The sequence below is a fragment of the Halogeometricum limi genome, from assembly GCF_900115785.1.
GTDB classification, from domain to species: domain Archaea; phylum Halobacteriota; class Halobacteria; order Halobacteriales; family Haloferacaceae; genus Halogeometricum; species Halogeometricum limi.
Window position 1 is genome coordinate 271,920 of record NZ_FOYS01000005.1, and the last position, 16,120, is coordinate 288,039.

A 16,120-nucleotide genomic window follows, 5' to 3' on the forward strand; every position below is an offset into this window, starting at 1 on the left:
AGTGCGACGGGTCGGCGGAACGTCCGTCCGCGACAGCGACGCCCCGACTCCGCTTCGGCCTCCGAGACGAGAGAAACTGAGCGACAAAAATAGGAAGTCGGAGACTTTGGCAAAGACAGCAAAACTAGCAAAATTGAAAAAGCTATCAAAGAGAGAAAAACGAATGAGACAGCACTGCTATCAGAGCGACGAGAGAAGTCGGGACGCGGAGAGACAGAGCGGGTTTTCGTCCGTTTCAGTCCGGCCCGGGAGCCATCCCGTACGGTTCGTCGTCGACGTAGCTCTCGGCTAAGAGGACGTACATCGCCTGGCTCCACTGAAGGTTGGAGTTCCAGCGGACCGACCCGTCGCCGGTCGTCTGTTCGGGAAGCAGTCCCGCCGCGGACGTCCAGTTCGGAGCGTCCTCGAAGAGATACTCGGCGAGAGCGTCCTCGTCGCCGTCGAGCCATCGGACGGCGTCGGCGTAGGCCTCACAGAGCGGCCAGCCCCCGTCTTCGACTTCGCCCGAGGGGGTGTAGTCGTCCTCGGGGTAGCGGCCGACGCACGGAACCTCCGACGCCCCCCACGACGGGTCGTCGGCGAGTTCGACCGTCGAGCGCATCTCGTCGCTGTCGGCGGCGACGACGTTCCACGGCCACGTCGCCATGAACGCGGCGGCGTCGGGTCGCTGGTCGGGTGCGACGTTGTCCTCCGCGTCGGGGCTGTCGGCCGTCACGTAGTGGTCGCCGAGGTAGGCGTCCTCGCGGAAGCAGTAGTCGTCGAAGCTGTCGGCCCACTCGTCGGCTTGCTCGCGACACTCGTCCGCGAAGTCGCCGTCGTCGCGGGCGTCGGCCATCTCGGCCATGCACCGCAGGCCGGCGATGGAGGCCGCACTGCCTTCCGTGGAGTGGCCCCACACCTCCTCCCACGGGTCCTGCGATTTACCCGGGAAGCCGTCGCCGTTGTCGTAGGACAGGAGAAAGTCGGCCGCGCGTTCGCTCATCTCGTAGTACTCGTCGAGGACGTCGTCGTCGCCGGTCTCCTGCCAGACGAGCCAGTGCGTGTAGATGGGACCGCCTATCTGGTCGAGTTGGAGCACCGTCCAGTGCGGTTCGCCGTCGGTGCGGTAGTTCTGCCACCACGTCCCTCGGCGCTGGATGTCCCGTTCGTCCGTCGTCTCCTCGACTATCTGCTCGTCTCGTAGCCAATCGAGTGCGGCGCGGGCCTCGTCCTCCGCGCCCGCCGCGAGCATCGCCGCGGCGAGGAACACCTGGTCGCGCGGCCAGACGTACCGATACCCCTGGTCGTCTGGTTCGAACGCACCGGCTATCATCGGGCCGCGCGGGTCCTGCGCGCACTTTATACTCGTCAGCGACCGCTCGTACATCGCGTTCGCGGTGTCGTCGTCCGTCGGCCCGTCGGCGACGCCGTCGTGCCACTCCTCCCACGCGTCGGCGAACGCCTCGCGTTTGGCCTCGTAGCCGTCGTCGAGTGCCGCGGCGACGGCGTCGAGTGCGTCGTCCTCGCTGCGACCGAACCCGACGGCCGTCTCCCACGTCACGTCGGTGTCGTCGTCGACGTAGAGCCCGAATCCGAGGTCTAACTGCCCCGAGAGTTCCTCGTTCGAGTCGATGTAACCGTCGTTCTCCTCGTAGATGTCGTGCCAGGCGCTCTTCTCGTCGCCCTCGGTATCTCCTATGCGACCGATTCGGTGACCGTCGAACGAGGTCTGACCCGTCTCCGGTCGGTGGAGTGCAACGGCGAAGTAGCGGTCACCGTCGTGTGAGACGATGCACTCGTACGTTCGCTCCTCGCCCTCGACGGTGGTGACGTGGGCGTCGTCGCCGTCGTTCTCTTCGGCACCGTCGCGGATAGACGAGTTGAGAACGGAGAACAGCGTTCGTTCGCCGGACGCGTCGAACGTCGCTCGGTTCCGGACGAACAGCGCGGGTTCCGCGCCGCAGACGAGAACGTCCTGACTCAACGACGCCTCGGTGCCGTCGGCGAACTCGAACGCGTTCTCGATGTGCGTCTCGGGGACGCGCGGCGACTCGTACTCGACGTCGCTCTCGACGGCGTCCCGGCGCACGTCGAGCGTCTGCTCCCGGTCGGCGTCCCAGAGGAGCGTGTGGAAGTCGCTGAACTGTTCGACGTCGGCGCGGAACGCGGACGTATCTTCGATCAGTGCGCCGCGCCAGTCTTCGTCGACGACGCGGGAGGGGTACTGGTTCACCGTCGCCAGCACGTACCCGCCCGCGTCACGCGGCGAACTGAGTAGCGCGTCCTTGTCACTCGGGAGATGAGTCCCGTCCATGTTGTGTACGCGAAAGAGGAGGGCGTCGGTTAGGTGTCTTACGGCCGTCCCGACGTCGATAACGACGCTCGTCCGTCCTGCACAGCCTACTCGACCGCCCAGCGAGAGCCCGAATCGGCTCTCCCATCGGGCCGGCCCGGACACACGAGCGGAGGTCACATGTCGTCCCACGCGCGGGCGGCCCGCCGGAGCGACGATATCTTCCTCAGCCACCGAAACGAGATACTCTTCTTGACGAACCGGGCCGGACGACCGCCGAACGTCTCGAGTGGGACGCCGAGGACGTCGTGAGCGACGGCGTCGTCCCCGACGGAGACGAGCGTCCCTTTGTCGATGTACGACCAATGGACGAGGTCACGCCCCTCGATGGTCCGCGCGACGTTCTGCCCGACGTGTGTTCCCTCTTCCATGGCCGCCTCCGCCGTCGGCGGCGGCGACGCGTCGGCGTCCGGGTGGACCACCTGCTCCCACAGGTCGTGTTCGGAGAGTGGTCCACCCTCGGTGTCCTGGGCCACGAGTGCGGAGTCGCCGATGGCGAACACCCGGTCGTCGCTCGTCTTCAGCGTCGAGTCGGCGTACGCGCGGTTCTGGTCTTTGTCGACGTCGACGTCTTCGAGAGCGTCCTGTCCCGTCACGCCGCCCGTCCAGACGAGGACGTCGTACGCTATCGTGTCGCCGTCGTCGAACTCGACGGTGTCCGCGCGCACTTCGGACATCGCCTTGCCCGTGACCACGTCCACGTCGTGTCGCTCCAGTCGCTTCTCGATAGCGCCCTGGAACTCGGGGTCGTGACCGGGGAATATCTCGTCTTCTCGCTCGACGAGGTGGACGTCGACGGGTTCGTCGGTCCGGTCGCGCAGTTCGGCTATCTCACCGGCCGTCTGGATACCCGTCAGTCCCGCGCCGCCGACGACGACGTTCGCCGGGTCGGTTCTCGAAGCCGAGAGCGCGGCGTCCTTAATTTGCTCGTGGATGCGCAGGGCGTCGTCGAGGCTCTTGAGCGTGAGCGCGTGTTCTTCGAGGCCGTCGATGCCGTAGAAGGCGGTCTGACTCCCAAGGCAGACGACGCAGTAGTCGTAGTCGACGGTTCGCTCGTCGTCCAACACGACGACGTCGTCGGCCACGTCGATGTCGACGACGCGTCCCCGTACGAACGCCGTGTCGTCGTCGGCTATCTCGTCGATGGGGACGGTGACGTGGTCGCGAACGGAGGGCTTGCGGATGCAGCGGTGGACTTCGTGGAGGACCAGATGATACGGGTCCTCAGAGACCCAGACGACGTCGGCGTCGTCGCCGAGTTCGTCTTCTAAGCTCTGCACGGCGGCACACCCGGCGTAGCCCGAGCCTAAGACTGCAACTTTCGTCATGGGGTGGTCATCGGGGGGACAAGCGGCAGTCGCTTAAGCGCGATGGCGGGTCGCACGACGGGTGGACGCGACGAGTGCCCGAACGGCCGTCCGAACTCTCAGGGAGACTCTCGAACGCCGACCATGGCACCGTCTGGCACCCGTATCGAGACGACGGAGTTCAGCTAGCCGTCGTCCGACGTCGGAACCGACGGGGGGTTCAACCTCGTCTACGACCCGGGATGGTTCGAACGTGCGACGAACTCGTGACCGCGCTCACCGAACACGACGCCGTCTCAGAACTCGCCGTCCTCCTGACCGGCACGTCTCTCGTCCCACCCGAGGATTTCACGCTGGCCGAAGGCGACCACGTCGAGAGAGATAGGAAACGTCGAAACGCTCTCGAACGGCGCGACGACGGTCTGATTCGAACCGCCGTCGCCGACGCTCAGAGCTCGGTCAACCGTCGGGTCTCCGAACTCGAGTGTCGTACCGAGTGGAGAACTCTCTGGGTGTCGTGAACGGCGACCCGAGACCGGTCGTCGGTCAGTTCGACGCGATGACGTCGGCCGCGTTGTCTCGCGGTTCGTAGCCGATGGTCCGGAGCGTGTGCGTGAGCGAGAGACACCGCTCGTCGTTCGCGGATATCGCGTGCGCGGTGACCGGGTTCTCCGAAAGGTCCGCGAGCGCCGCCGACCTGACGGCGTCGCGGCAGTCGCGGGGGCTGAGCCACATGGCCCGCGCGAAGCGTGCGGCCTCCTCGGCGTACTCCTCCGAAACCGGGTCCGCGAGGGTCTCTCGCAACTCGTCCGCCGAGAGGAGCCATCCGATGCGGAGGTTGACGACTTCGATACCTTCCCGGTGTGCGAACAGTTTGCCGAGCGACTCCCCGGCGACTTTCGTCACGCCGTAGAACGAGTCCGGGAACGGTTCGTCGTCGGGGTATATCGCCGGGGCGTCCTCGCGAAGCGTCTCCGGTTCCGAGGAGTCTGCGACTTCGTGCGCGTTGAGCGCGTGGTTCGAAGAGGAGTAGACCACGCGGTCGACGTCGTTCTCGACGGCCGCGTGATAGACGTTGTAGACGCCGTCGACGTTCACGTCTTTCACCTCGTCCCAGTCGGCGTACGGCGACGGGTTCGCGGCCAGATGGACGATGACGTCCACGTCGTCCGGGAGTTTCTGCGTGAGCGCCGCTCTGTCCAGGACGTTCACCACGATGCTGTCGCCGTCGTCCAGACCCGACTTCGTCATTGCCGTCACTTCGTGTTCGTCGCTGTCGAACGCGTCGAGGGCCGCACCGCCGACGTTCCCCGACGCGCCAGTCACTGCGATGTGTGCCATCTCAGAAGGGAGTGCAGGGCGAGAAGTAAAGAGACGACGGCCGTTCCGACCCCCGAGGCGAACCGAACGGCTACGAACCCGGGGGTATCACACGTAGCGTCGACGTGTTTCACTAACGCTGTAACACGCTCGCAGGCGGTGTCGACGAAACGACGAAGCGTCACTCGTTCCCGACGACTGTTCGGCGTGCCCAACGCGAGTCTCGGCCCTCGGAACGTCCACATCCCCGGGACGAACGAGGTAATTCCGCGGCGTCGGCAGTGTTTTACAGTCCGACCGTAATCGCGTACTATGACAACGTACGACACGAGAGAGTCGCCGGACGAGACGACGTTGTTCTCGTATCACGACCTCGACCCGCCGACGCTGGCCGACGTCTACGAGGCGCGACGCGTCGTCGGACGGTACCTCCCGAGAACCCCCCTCGTCAGGAGCGAGTATCTCTCGGCCGAACTCGACGCCGACGTCTACCTGAAACGCGAGGACACGCTTCCGACGGGCGCGTTCAAGGTCAGAGGCGGAATCAACCTGTGCGCGACGCTGGACGAGGAGTTCACGGACCCCGGCCTCGTCGCGGCGAGTACGGGCAACCACGGTCAGTCCGTCGCGTACGCGGGGCGAGCGTTCGACATCCCCGTTCTGGTCGCCGTGCCGGGCGACCCGAACCCCGACAAGGTCGCCGCGATGGAGCGGTTCGGCGCGGAAGTCCACCCGCACGGGCGAGACTACGACGCCGCACGCGAGTGGGCCGAAGAACAGGCGCGGGAACACGGCTACCGATACGTCCACTCGGCGAACGAACCGAAACTCGTCGCGGGCGTCGGGACGGCGGGCCTCGAAGTCGTCGAAGAACTCCCCGCCGTCGACACGCTCATCTGTCCCGTCGGCGGCGGGAGTAGCGCGGCGGGGTACTGTCTGACCGTCGGCCAGACGACGGACGCGGACGTGATAGGCGTCCAGTCGGAGAACGCGAGCGCGATGTACCACGCGTGGGCCGAGGGACACCTCCGGCCGCGCGAGGACGCGGAGACGTACGCCGAAGGGTTGCAGTCGCGCGTCCCGTTCGCGTTGACCACGCGACTCCTCCGCGACCACCTCGCAGAGATGGTTCTCGTCGGCGACGACCGGATTCGAGAAGCGGTCGAAGCGATGCTCAGAGAGGAACACCTCCTGCTCGAAGGCGCCGCGTGCGCGTCCGTCGCGGCGGCGCTGGAACGCCGCGAGGAACTCGCCGGGCAGACGGTGGTCCTGCAGATTTCCGGGAAGAACCTCGCGACGTCGAAACTCCGGGAGGTGCTCTGCGGCGATGGCGACTGAAGGCACTCCGCCGGTCAGCGAGCGTCTGTCCGAGATACGTCGACGCCTCCATCGCTACCCCGAACCGGCGTGGTGCGAGTTCGCCACCACGAGCGCCGTCGTCGACGAAGCCGAGCGAATCGGCGTCGACGAACTCCACTACGGCCGGGAGTTGTACGAATCCGAGCGCAGACTGTCGCTTCCGCCCGAGGAAGAACTGGAGGCGTGGCACGAACGGGCGCGAGAGCGCGGTGCGCGAACGGACGTCCTCGAACGCACCCGCGGTGGCTACACGGGCGCGGTGGCCGTCCTCGAACGGGGGTCGGGACCGACAGTCGCCCTCCGCGTCGACATGGACGCCCTGTTCGTCGCCGAGTCCGACGCCGAGAGCCATCGACCGACGAGGGAGGGGTTCCGCTCGGTCACCGACGGCGTGATGCACGCCTGCGGCCACGACGGCCACACGGCCATCGGACTCGGCGTCCTCGAGGCGGTGCGAGACAGCGACTTCGAGGGGACGTTCAAAGTCGTCTTCCAACCCGCAGAAGAGGTGGCCGGCGGCGCGAGAGCGCTCGCTCAGAGCGGTCACGTGGACGGCGTCGACCACCTCGTCGCCGTCCACCTCGGACTCGACAGACCGACGGGAACCGTCGTCGCGGGGATGACGAAGATGCTCGCGAAACGCCGGTTCTTCGTCGAGTTCTCTGGCACCTCGGCGCACGCCGCGAAGAACCCGGAGCAGGGGGCGAACGCGGTGCAGGCGGCCGTCGACGCGGCGTCGAGCGTGTACGCGATACCCCGTCACGGCGGCGGTGCGACGCGGGTCAACGTCGGCCGAATCGAGGGCGGGACGACGACGAACGTCGTCTCCGAGTCCGCCGAGTTCGAGTTGGAGGTTCGCGGCGACGACACCGACCTGATGGAGTACATGTACGAAGAGTGCGAGACGGTGATACGGACGGCCGCAGAGCGATACGGGTGCGACGCGGACGTGACGGTCAGGGGGGAAGCGATTCGCGCCGACAGCGACGAGCGAACGTCGCGACACGTCCTCGCCGCCGCCGAGGAACACCCGAGCGTGACCGACGCCGTCGCCTCGGAGGCGTTCGGTGCGAGCGAAGACGCGACGTACCTGATGAAGCGGGTGACGGAGCGAGGTGGGACTGCGACGTACGCCGTCGTCGGAACGGACCACCCCGCGGGCCACCACGCGGCGGCGTTCGACGTGGACGAAGCGAGCCTCGGACTCGGCGTGGAGGTGTTGGCCGACGCGGTGGTGCGGGCGGGTCGAGAGTGAGTCCCATCGGCGTCGTCGCCGAGTCGGGCGCGAAGCCGCGACCGACTCTTACCGCGGTTCGAAGACGTGAATCGGCCAGTCGGCCTCGTAGTCGAGTGCGGCGTCGCGCTCTGCGGCCGTCGGCTCTCGGACCGTGAGTTCGACCGGGTCGCCGATGGCGACGTCGGCGTAGTCGGCGTTCACGCGCCCGAGGAGGCGGCCGCCGTCCGCGAGTTCCACGACGGCGACCGTGTAGGGCGCGTCCGCCGCGAACGCCGGCGGTGCCGCGTGGACCTCCGTGTACGAGAATATCTCCCCCTCCCGGGACTGCGGTTCGACGTCGACGGCGCGACTGCCGCAGGCGTAGCAGGCCGGTCGCGGCGGCAGCAGTACCTGTCCGCAGTCCGTACAGACGCCACCAAGGAGTTCCTCGTCCGCGAGGGCGTCGAAGAAGCCCGGGAGCGTCCGCGGGTCGCTCGAATCGAGGGTGTCGTCGCTCATTGTGCCTCCGCCGTCGTGAGCACGTGACCGACGGTGACGGCGTCCGCGACGCCCCCTTCGTTGAGCAACAGGGCCGTCTCGGCTCCCTCGACCGCCCGGTCGCCCGCGGCCCCCGTGAGCTGTTCGTACGCTTCGAGCGCCTGCAAGAGCCCGGTCGCGCCGATTGGATGGCCACGTGCCTTCAGCCCGCCGCTCGGACTCAACTGCACGTCCGTCCAGCCGTCGGCCCGGTCTGCCGGGTCCAGATAGCTCTGATACCCCGTTCCCGTCGGAGCGAAGCCGACGGCCTCCGCCAGCAGCGCCTCACAGACGGTGAAGGCGTCGTGTACCTCCGCGATGTCGACGTCGGCGGCGTCGATGCCCGCCTCCTCGTAGGCCGTCTCGGCGGCGATGCGAGCGCCCGCGATGTCGGTCATGTCGCGCTCGGCGACCGCGATGTTGTTCGCGGACGCTCCGCTGCCCGCGACGCGCACCTGCGGGCAGTCGAGGTCGGCCGCCAACTCGGCGGTCGTGACGAGGACGGCCGCCGCGCCGTCACCGACCGGCGCACAGTCGTAGAGCTTCAGCGGCGAAGCGACGGGGTTGGACTCCAAGACCGTCTCGACGTCGACTTCCTTCGGGAACTGCGCCCGCGGGTTGCGAGCGGCGTTGGCGTGGTTCTTCACCGCGATTTCGGCGAGGTCGCGCTCCGTGGCGTCCGTCTCGTGGAGATAGCGCTGGGCGAGCAGCGCGTACTGGCTGGGCGCGGTGACGCCGGAGCGCTGTTCGATGGCGCGGTCGAACGCCGCCGACAGCGCGTCCGTCGCACCGCTCGTCCCCGCGGACGTCATCTTCTCGACGCCGCACGCGAGCACGGCCTCGTGTTCGCCGTTCCGGACGTCCTTGACCGCGTGACGCAGTGCGAGCGCACCCGCGGCGGCACAGCCCTCTACCCGCTCGGCGGGGACGTGACGGAGACCGGCCCACTCGGCCAAGAGCGTCCCGTACATGATCTGGTGTTCGTAACTCTCCGACTGGCTGCCGACGTACACCGCCTCGACGACGTCGGCGGGGTCGGGCAGTTCGTCGAACGCCTCCGCGAGGGCGACCGAGAAGAGGTCGCGGCCCGGCAGGTCCGTGCGGCCGAGCGGCGAGGCGCCGACCGACGCGATGATTGGTTCTGGCATCCGTACGTACGCGGTATCGACGGCCATAGTTAGCTATTAGCATGTGTCTGGCCGTTGGTATGTCGAGTTTCGGAGCGGCGCGAATCGCCGCACGTCTCCCGTACACCCCCCAGACCCGCAGACCGGAGCGCAAGTCTATCTCCACGCGGAACGAGAGGAAGGTATGGCCACCGAGGCGACGTTCACCGTCGCGACGGACGAGTTTCCGCTGGGAACGATATTCGAGCAGGTTCCGGGCGTCACCGTCGAACTGGAGCGTATCGTCCCCGGCAACGGGGTCGTCATCCCCTACTTCTGGGTCCGCGGCGTCGACATCGACGACGTGGAGGCGGCGTTCGCCGAGCATCCCGGCGTGAAGACCATCCGACTGGTGGACTCCGTCGGGGACGAGTATCTCCTGCGCGCGGAGTGGGATTCGACCTACGAAGGAGTTCTCAGCACACTCGCCGAGACGGAGGTTCCCCTCATCTCGGCCGTGGGGACGGACGACCGCTGGACCTTCGAGATTCGAGGCGACCGACGAAGCAACGTCGCGAACTTTCAGCAACTCTGCCGGGACCGCGACATTCCGGTGTCGCTGACGGCTCTGAACACGCTCACACCGGTCGAAACCACCGTCGAGTCGTCGCTCACAGACCCGCAACAGGAGCTACTCTTTCTCGCCTACGAACGCGGCTACTTCAACTCGCCGCGCGACGTGACGATGGCCGAACTCGGCGAGGAGTTGGGGATTACACAGCAGGCCGTCGCCTCGCGTCTCCGGCGCGGGATACGTCAAGTGCTCGGCCGAACGCTCGCCTCGCTCGAGGCCTGATGGCAGAGTATATAAGCGCGTTGTATAAACAGCAACAAGAGTGACCCGGACGAGTTGTCTTTCTTACTGTATACCAGATGTTGTCAGGCGATGACTCCCCGGACGGTTCCCCTCCACCACGGGAGCGGAGGCTCGCAGACGAGTCGGCACTCGAAGACGTAGATTCGATGTTCGACTGTTTGGCCGACGCGCGGAGACGCCGCCTCGTCGACATTTTCGAGAAGGGGACCGGTTCGAAGACCGTCGAAGAACTCGCTCGGGAACTCGCCGAACGGGAAGACCGCCCGACGGCCGAGAAAGACGTGGACGACGCCGCGGCCGACATCGCGACGATGCTCCGTCACGTGCACCTGCCGAAACTGAACGACGCCGGCGTGTTCGACGTCGACCGTCCGTCGAGGACCGTCCGGAGAGGCGACCGCTTCGACGTCGCGACGGCCTTGCTCGAACAGGTGTAGGTCGGGGAGACGGTCGCTCGCTCGTTCGGGTATTTCGTGGTCTCTCTGGGGTCGTCCGCCGCGCCGGACTCTGACGACTCCCTCGACGATTCCGAACTGTTCCCGTTCTGATTCCCACCGTCCGGAAAACCCGGCACCGAAGAGAGTCCCCGCGAAAAGTAAACAGAGCGACGCCCGTCACGACGCCGTCCCGAACGCTTCCAACGCCGCGTAGTAGAACAGCAGTCCGGTGAACGTGTGCGGTTGACACACCGCGGCGACGACGTCGCCGTCGTGGCGAATCCACGCCTCGCCGAGGACGTGCGTATCGAACGTCGCGTGTTCGTGCGCGACCCAGCGGACGCCGTCGCGGACGCGTTCCAGTCGCACCGGGTCGTCCGCCCACGCCTTCGACAGCGCGATGAGCGCCTTCGTCTCGTACATTCCGAACTGCCGCGAGCCCGAATCCGGCTCCGCGAACGACGCCGAGACGTGTTTCCAGACGTGTTCGAGGTGACGGCGCATCCGGGGCTGGTCGACGTCGGCGTACCGGGCGGGCCACGAGAGCACCGACGCGCCACTCGTCGTCGGGACGAGCGGAAGCGCGCGGAACGCGTCGGGGACGAGGGGATGGGCGACGAGTCGGTCGACGAACGACCGATTCCGCGTGTACGCGCCGTCAGCGGGGTTCCACAGGTGCATCTCTATCGCTCCGGCGAGTTCGTCGCGGCGGCGAGAGAAGCGAGAGACGTCGGCGTCGAAACCGAGTACCGTCGCCGCGCGGACGGCCGAGTCGAGTGCGAGCCACACCGTACTCGCGCCGACGATGGTGCGGGAGCGGACGAGGTTGTCGTCCTCGTGGGCCGCGCGGTGCAGGCCCGTCGAGGGGTCGCGGTAGGCGACGAAGAAGTCGGCCGCGCGACGAATCGCGGGGTACACCTCGCGGAGGTACTCGCGCGCGCCGGTCGTCTGGTAGTGGTCCCACAGACCCCAGACCGTCAGCGCGGTCTGGTCTATCTCCCACGGGATGGGCCCGCCCTCGTCGCCGTCGGCGTAGTAGTTCATCGCCCAGTTGCCCGCGGGGACGATGGTCGTTCCGAGCACTCCCCATCCGACGGACTCTTGCAGCGACGCGTACCATCGGTTCCGCTTTCGAGCCCAGTCGCTGCGGCCGATTCGGTCGAGGACGTGGTTGCAGAACGCGCCGTCCCGCGGCCAGTCTTGGGCGTACGGGCTCTGGGTGGCGATAGAGGCGACGACCGCGCCCGACTGCGGGTCGTAGTTGGTGACGAGTGTGACGAGGGCGCGCCACGCGACGGCGACGACGACGGGGTCGTCCGTCGCGGGCATCGGTGCGTCGCCGAGGTAGCCGTCGAACCACGCGCGCTTGTCTCCCCGCACGGCGTCGGGCGAGCGTCCGCGTGCGTCCGCGAGGACTCTACGAGCGTCCGAGGGCGTCGTCGCGGCGGCGTACAGCACCGTCGCACTCGCGACGTCGCCCCTGGTGGCGTCGGCCTTCGAGTCGGTCTCGAAGTCGAGCGAACGGACAAGAAGGCCCGTCGTCGTCCCCGTGTGAGACCGGTTTCGGTCGAACGTCCCCTGCGTCGCCACGGCGTACGCGTCGGCGGGGGTCGCCCCCCGAGACGGGAACTGGTCGTCGGACCCGACGTGGAACGCGTCGCACGGCCCGGCGAACGCGAACGCGACGGCGACGCTCTGCGGTTCGTCCGCCGAGTCGTCGGTTCCGGACTTCCAGAACATCACCGCGCCGACGTCGCGGTGGTACTCGGCGTGGTTGTCCCCGTTCCACCGTCGCCGGAGGTCCTGCAGTGGCGACCACCGCCGCTTCGAGACGGTGACGTCGACGTTAGCGAACGCGAGAAGCACCGCGCGTCGGACGGGAGAGTCGGGAGACCGAGAGACGGACACCTCGCGGACGAGGACGTCCGTCTCCGCGTCGACGACGTCCGTCACCGTCGCCGACAGTCCGAACCCCTCGTGCGTGTGGGTCGTCTCGACGACGTCCGAACGCGGGTCGACGTAGCGCTGTCGGCTTCGCCAGTCGCGAAACCACGTCGTCTCCGCGGCGTCCTCCGTCCGGTCGTCGAGTTCGACGCGGAGTCCGAGGAACGACCCCTCGTTCGGGCGCGCGCCGAACCGCGGTTCGTCTCTGTCAGTCGTGTGGTGCCCGACGTGGTTGTAGTAGGAGGGTCGAGGCCACCGAAGCACCGTGACCGTTCCCTCGCGGTTCAGCGCGACGGAGAGACGTTGGTTCCCCGACTGTGCGTTGATATCGGTCGGGCCGAAGAACTCCGGTGCGCGGTGGAGTCTGAGCGTCGGGACGAACGTGCGAAAGCGACCTGAGAGCGACCGGAGAGCCATCCTTCGAACTAGTCTCCGAGACGAGATGAGCGTAGCGGGGAGCGGATTTCAGCGGTCGTCTGCCGAATCGACGGCGTCCGCGGACGAGACGAGGGCGAACAGGTCTGTGACACCGGGCATCCCGTCGAACATCCAGACGACGACCGAAGCGAACGCGACGGCGAAGCCGAACAGCATGAACGGCGTCCACTGAAGGCTCAAGAAGAACTCCAGGAAACTCGTGTTGTGGTCCGTCGGTCCCGGTAACAGCGGCCAGAGGAGGTAACCGAGGTTCTCGGACTCACCCTGTACGACCGGGGCGAGGGCGTCACCGACGAGGTGCGAACCGTAGCCGACGCCGAACGCGGCGACGAGCGCTCGGCGTCGGGGCGTATCGAAGACCGCCCAGAGAACGCCCATCAGTATCGCGAACGTGAACACCGAGTGCCCGAGACTGCGGCCGGACGCGAGGACGTCGAACGTCCACGCTGCGGGCTTGTCGACGAGATCGGGAAACTGGGTTCCCAAGACGAGTCCGAGCACGGGAGGTCCGGTCGGCGGGCGGCCGGTTCTCGCTCTGACGAGCGCCGAGTACAACAGATAACCGAACCCGGCGTGGCCCCACGGAAGCATCGTCTCGCCGTGTCGTCGGAGCCAGCATAGTTCTTTGGAACGGACCGCGGTACGCCGGTCAGTCGTCGCTCGGCGCGGCGGCCGTCTGCGCTTCGGTCTGGATGTTCCAGCCCGTCGCGGCCATGACGAAGAGGATGGCCGGCGAGAGGTACGCGAAGAAGTAGTACGGCGCGTACTCCAGCGTCGCGACGCCGAAGACGCTCGCCATGTAGACGCCGCCGGCGTGCCACGGGAGGAGCGCACCGGTGGGCGTCCCGACGGCTTCGACGGCGCGCGAGAGGTTTCGGCTGTCGAGGCCGTACTCCTCGTAGACGTCGCCGAGCGTCATGCCGGGGACGACGATGCTCATGTACTGCTGCGCGGAGAAGAAGTTCGTCGCGAACGCGGCGATACCCGTGCCGGCGACGAGGCTTCCGGGGCTCCAGACTATCTGTTCGAGTCGGCGAGCGAGTTCGTTCAGGATGCCCGCGGCGTCGAGGATGCCGCCGAGCGAGAGTGCGGCGACGACGACGCTGATGGTCCAGGCGGACCCCGCGAGGCCACCGCTGGCGAGGAGGTCGTTGGTGAGTTCGAGACCCGTCTCCGGCGCGGTTCCGTTGAGGAACACGTCCCACGCCGCGGTGAACGGCACGCCCTGGACGAGGACGGTGGTGAAGACGCCCGCGAAGACGCCCGCGACGAGCGTCGGGAGCGCGGGGTAGCCGCGGAGTGCGAGGCCGAACGTGACGACGAGGGGGAGGAACACGAGAAGCGAGAGCGAGTACGTCCCGGCGAGAGCGTTGCGGATACCCTCGACTTGGCCGGCGGGGATGGAGCCGCTGGCTCGCAGGCCGATGCCCGCGTAGAGGAGGACGGCGAGACCGAACGCGAGAACCGTCCCGAGTCGCATCCCGCGGATGTGGTCGTACAGGTCGGTGTCGGTGACGGCGGCGGCGAGGTTCGTGGTGTCCGAGAGCGGCGACTGTTTGTCACCGGCGTACGCGCCCGAGAGGACGGCACCGGCGGTCATCGGCGCGGGGATGCCGAGTCCGGCGCCGATACCGATGAACGCGACGCCGAGCGTCCCGGCCGTCGTCCACGACGACCCGATGGCGAACGCGACGACGGCGGCGAGGAGAGCCGTCGCGGGGAGGAACACGGTGGGCGAGAGGACGCCAAGCCCGTAGTACATCAGGCCCGGAATCGTCCCGGCGCTGACCCACGTCGAGATGAGCGCGTAGATGGTGAACAGGATGAGAAGCGCCTGCATCCCCGTCGAGAGCGCGCCGACGATTCCCGTCTGAAGGTCGTTCCACGACAGTCCGATCCAGTACTTTCCGACCAGCCCGGTCAGCACGATACTCCACAGGAGCGGCGCGTGCGGGGCGAGTTTCAACAGCCCCGACCCGACGCCGAGGAAGACGACGACGCCCAACACGGGCACGAGTGCCTGTGCGAGCGACGGCCGGACGTCCGTGTCCAGCGAGAAATCATGCGCTTGGGACATTGTAGTATATCCTTCAATAACTCTCAGAAATATAAGGGCCACGGAATATTCTCTTTAAACGTTCGTGAAGAACTTGTGCAGTCAGTAGACAGAGGCTTGTGACTCGGTGTCCAACCCCTAGGTGATGACTAAGGCGCAGACACTTTCGGAGTTGCTCGCGGAGGCGAACGAACTCACGGTCGTCTGCCACAACAACCCGGACCCCGACTGTCTGGCGAGCACGCTCGCACTCGGCCGTATCGCGTCGATTGCGGGTATCGAGGCGCACCGAATCTTCTACAGCGGAAGCATCTCACACCAGCAGAATCGGGCGTTCATCAACCTCCTGGAGATGGACCTTCGGCCGTTCGACGCGGATGCGGTCGAGAACCGGTCCGAGGACTCGCTTCTGGCGTTCGTCGACCACGCGGTGCCCGGCGCGAACAACGAGGTGTCGCCGGGGACGAGCGTCGACATCGTCATCGACCACCACTCGGTAGAGGGTATCGACGCGCGGTTCGTCGACCACCGCGAGGACGTCGGGGCGACGGCGACGATTCTCACCGAGTACCTCCGCGAACTCGACGTCGAACTGGACGCGACGCTCGCGACGGCGCTCCTGTTCGCGATTCGCCGCGAGACGCTCGGGTTCCTCCGCGGGGCGACGACGGCCGAGTACACCGCCGCCGGCGCGCTTCACGAACACGCGGACCGCGACTTACTCCGGACGCTCTCGACACCGTCGGTCAGCGGCGCGACCATCGACGCCATCGCCGAGGCCATCGCGAACCGCACGATTCGGGGGTCGGTTCTCATCACCCACGTCGGCGAGACGGACGAACGCGACGCCCTCCCGCAGGCGGCGGACTATCTCGCGACGCTCGAAGGCGTCGAGACGGCCATCGTCTTCGGCATCGTCGACGACGAAATCGAGTTGAGCGCTCGCTCGACGGACTCGCGCATCCACATCGGCAACGTCCTCCACGACGCGTTCGACGACGTGGGGAGCGCCGGCGGGCACCGCGAGATGGCCGGCGGCGCGGTTCCGCTGGGCATCTTCGCCGACTACGACGTGAGCGACGCGGGGTTCGTCGACGTCGTCGAGGCGGTGGTCACGGACCGACTCGTCCGAAGTCTCCGCTTGCGTACGACGTCAGAGTAGAAATCTGTGGATAGACGGACCAGTGTCCG

General features: G+C 67.1%; 13 protein-coding genes and 1 pseudogene. 6 read left to right on the forward strand and 8 right to left on the reverse strand.

Going from position 1 to position 16,120, the window contains the following annotated elements; genetic code table 11:
• Positions 1 to 235: 235 nt before the first annotated feature.
• On the reverse strand, positions 236 to 2,293 hold the full coding sequence (locus BM282_RS15290) for a glycoside hydrolase family 15 protein (RefSeq protein WP_089882634.1): 2,058 nt from the start codon (positions 2,291 to 2,293) through the stop codon (positions 236 to 238).
• 155 nt (positions 2,294 to 2,448) lie between these two features.
• A complete protein-coding gene (locus BM282_RS15295; RefSeq protein ID WP_089882636.1) occupies positions 2,449 to 3,660 on the reverse strand; it encodes an NAD(P)/FAD-dependent oxidoreductase in 1,212 nt (403 codons plus the stop codon).
• 221 nt (positions 3,661 to 3,881) lie between these two features.
• Here BM282_RS15295 and BM282_RS18760 point away from each other — a divergent pair.
• Positions 3,882 to 4,065 (forward strand): annotated as a pseudogene (locus tag BM282_RS18760) (fumarylacetoacetate hydrolase family protein); the annotation flags it as partial.
• 120 nt (positions 4,066 to 4,185) lie between these two features.
• Here BM282_RS18760 and BM282_RS15305 read toward each other — a convergent pair.
• A complete protein-coding gene (locus BM282_RS15305; protein ID WP_089882639.1) occupies positions 4,186 to 4,980 on the reverse strand; it encodes an NAD-dependent epimerase/dehydratase family protein in 795 nt (264 codons plus the stop codon).
• Positions 4,981 to 5,271: 291 nt separating this feature from the next.
• On the opposite strand from BM282_RS15305, the gene BM282_RS15310 reads away from it, so the two are divergent.
• Together BM282_RS15310 and BM282_RS15315 are read left to right on the forward strand one after the other, a co-directional pair.
• Complete coding sequence (locus tag BM282_RS15310) at positions 5,272 to 6,297, forward strand: threonine ammonia-lyase (protein ID WP_089882641.1); 1,026 nt, start codon at positions 5,272 to 5,274, stop codon at positions 6,295 to 6,297.
• Positions 6,287 to 7,573, forward strand: a complete 1,287-nt coding sequence (locus tag BM282_RS15315) for an amidohydrolase (RefSeq protein WP_089882643.1) — start codon at positions 6,287 to 6,289, stop codon at positions 7,571 to 7,573. The genes BM282_RS15310 and BM282_RS15315 overlap by 11 nt, the downstream gene beginning before the upstream one ends.
• 48 nt (positions 7,574 to 7,621) lie before the next feature.
• Here BM282_RS15315 and BM282_RS15320 read toward each other — a convergent pair whose 3' ends face one another.
• Positions 7,622 to 8,053 (reverse strand): Zn-ribbon domain-containing OB-fold protein, encoded by a 432-nt coding sequence (locus BM282_RS15320; RefSeq protein ID WP_089882645.1) that lies wholly within the window; start codon positions 8,051 to 8,053, stop codon positions 7,622 to 7,624.
• The gene (locus BM282_RS15325) at positions 8,050 to 9,219 is read right to left on the reverse strand and encodes a thiolase C-terminal domain-containing protein (protein WP_089882810.1); all 1,170 of its coding nucleotides are present in this window, start codon (positions 9,217 to 9,219) and stop codon (positions 8,050 to 8,052) included. Before BM282_RS15325 ends, BM282_RS15320 begins: the two co-directional genes overlap by 4 nt.
• A 163-nt stretch (positions 9,220 to 9,382) precedes the next feature.
• Here BM282_RS15325 and BM282_RS15330 point away from each other — a divergent pair, with 163 nt between their 5' ends.
• A complete protein-coding gene (locus tag BM282_RS15330) occupies positions 9,383 to 10,033 on the forward strand; it encodes a helix-turn-helix domain-containing protein (RefSeq protein ID WP_089882647.1) in 651 nt (216 codons plus the stop codon).
• Between the two features lie 167 nt (positions 10,034 to 10,200).
• The gene (locus BM282_RS15335; RefSeq protein WP_089882649.1) at positions 10,201 to 10,491 is read left to right on the forward strand and encodes a DUF7344 domain-containing protein; all 291 of its coding nucleotides are present in this window, start codon (positions 10,201 to 10,203) and stop codon (positions 10,489 to 10,491) included.
• Between the two features lie 177 nt (positions 10,492 to 10,668).
• Here the strand turns inward: BM282_RS15335 and BM282_RS15340 are convergent, their stop codons facing one another.
• Genes BM282_RS15340 through arcD form a run of 3 tightly spaced genes read right to left on the reverse strand, consistent with a single transcriptional unit; the run spans position 10,669 to position 14,950 of the window.
• The gene (locus BM282_RS15340) at positions 10,669 to 12,852 is read right to left on the reverse strand and encodes a hypothetical protein (protein WP_089882651.1); all 2,184 of its coding nucleotides are present in this window, start codon (positions 12,850 to 12,852) and stop codon (positions 10,669 to 10,671) included.
• Positions 12,853 to 12,900: 48 nt separating this feature from the next.
• Complete coding sequence (locus BM282_RS15345; RefSeq protein WP_089882652.1) at positions 12,901 to 13,464, reverse strand: metal-dependent hydrolase; 564 nt, start codon at positions 13,462 to 13,464, stop codon at positions 12,901 to 12,903.
• Between the two features lie 58 nt (positions 13,465 to 13,522).
• Positions 13,523 to 14,950, reverse strand: coding sequence for an arginine/ornithine antiporter ArcD (gene arcD / locus BM282_RS15350; RefSeq protein WP_089882654.1), 1,428 nt, complete (start codon positions 14,948 to 14,950; stop codon positions 13,523 to 13,525).
• Positions 14,951 to 15,074: 124 nt separating this feature from the next.
• On the opposite strand from arcD, the gene BM282_RS15355 reads away from it, so the two are divergent.
• A complete protein-coding gene (locus BM282_RS15355) occupies positions 15,075 to 16,091 on the forward strand; it encodes a DHH family phosphoesterase (RefSeq protein ID WP_089882656.1) in 1,017 nt (338 codons plus the stop codon).
• Positions 16,092 to 16,120 lie beyond the last annotated feature (29 nt).

Excerpts from the sequence above, each read along its gene's own strand:
- BM282_RS15330 (WP_089882647.1), top strand. The coding sequence starts at position 9,383 with ATGGCCACCGAGGCGACGTTCACCGTCGCGACGGACGAGTTTCCGCTG.
- BM282_RS15320 (WP_089882645.1), bottom strand. The coding sequence starts at position 8,053 with ATGAGCGACGACACCCTCGATTCGAGCGACCCGCGGACGCTCCCGGGC.
- BM282_RS15335 (WP_089882649.1), top strand. The coding sequence starts at position 10,201 with ATGTTCGACTGTTTGGCCGACGCGCGGAGACGCCGCCTCGTCGACATT.
- BM282_RS15345 (WP_089882652.1), bottom strand. The coding sequence starts at position 13,464 with ATGCTTCCGTGGGGCCACGCCGGGTTCGGTTATCTGTTGTACTCGGCG.
- BM282_RS15315 (WP_089882643.1), top strand. The coding sequence starts at position 6,287 with ATGGCGACTGAAGGCACTCCGCCGGTCAGCGAGCGTCTGTCCGAGATA.
- BM282_RS15325 (WP_089882810.1), bottom strand. The coding sequence starts at position 9,219 with ATGCCAGAACCAATCATCGCGTCGGTCGGCGCCTCGCCGCTCGGCCGC.
- BM282_RS15295 (WP_089882636.1), bottom strand. The coding sequence starts at position 3,660 with ATGACGAAAGTTGCAGTCTTAGGCTCGGGCTACGCCGGGTGTGCCGCC.
- BM282_RS15305 (WP_089882639.1), bottom strand. The coding sequence starts at position 4,980 with ATGGCACACATCGCAGTGACTGGCGCGTCGGGGAACGTCGGCGGTGCG.
- arcD (WP_089882654.1), bottom strand. The coding sequence starts at position 14,950 with ATGTCCCAAGCGCATGATTTCTCGCTGGACACGGACGTCCGGCCGTCG.
- BM282_RS15355 (WP_089882656.1), top strand. The coding sequence starts at position 15,075 with ATGACTAAGGCGCAGACACTTTCGGAGTTGCTCGCGGAGGCGAACGAA.
- BM282_RS15290 (WP_089882634.1), bottom strand. The coding sequence starts at position 2,293 with ATGGACGGGACTCATCTCCCGAGTGACAAGGACGCGCTACTCAGTTCG.
- BM282_RS15340 (WP_089882651.1), bottom strand. The coding sequence starts at position 12,852 with ATGGCTCTCCGGTCGCTCTCAGGTCGCTTTCGCACGTTCGTCCCGACG.
- BM282_RS15310 (WP_089882641.1), top strand. The coding sequence starts at position 5,272 with ATGACAACGTACGACACGAGAGAGTCGCCGGACGAGACGACGTTGTTC.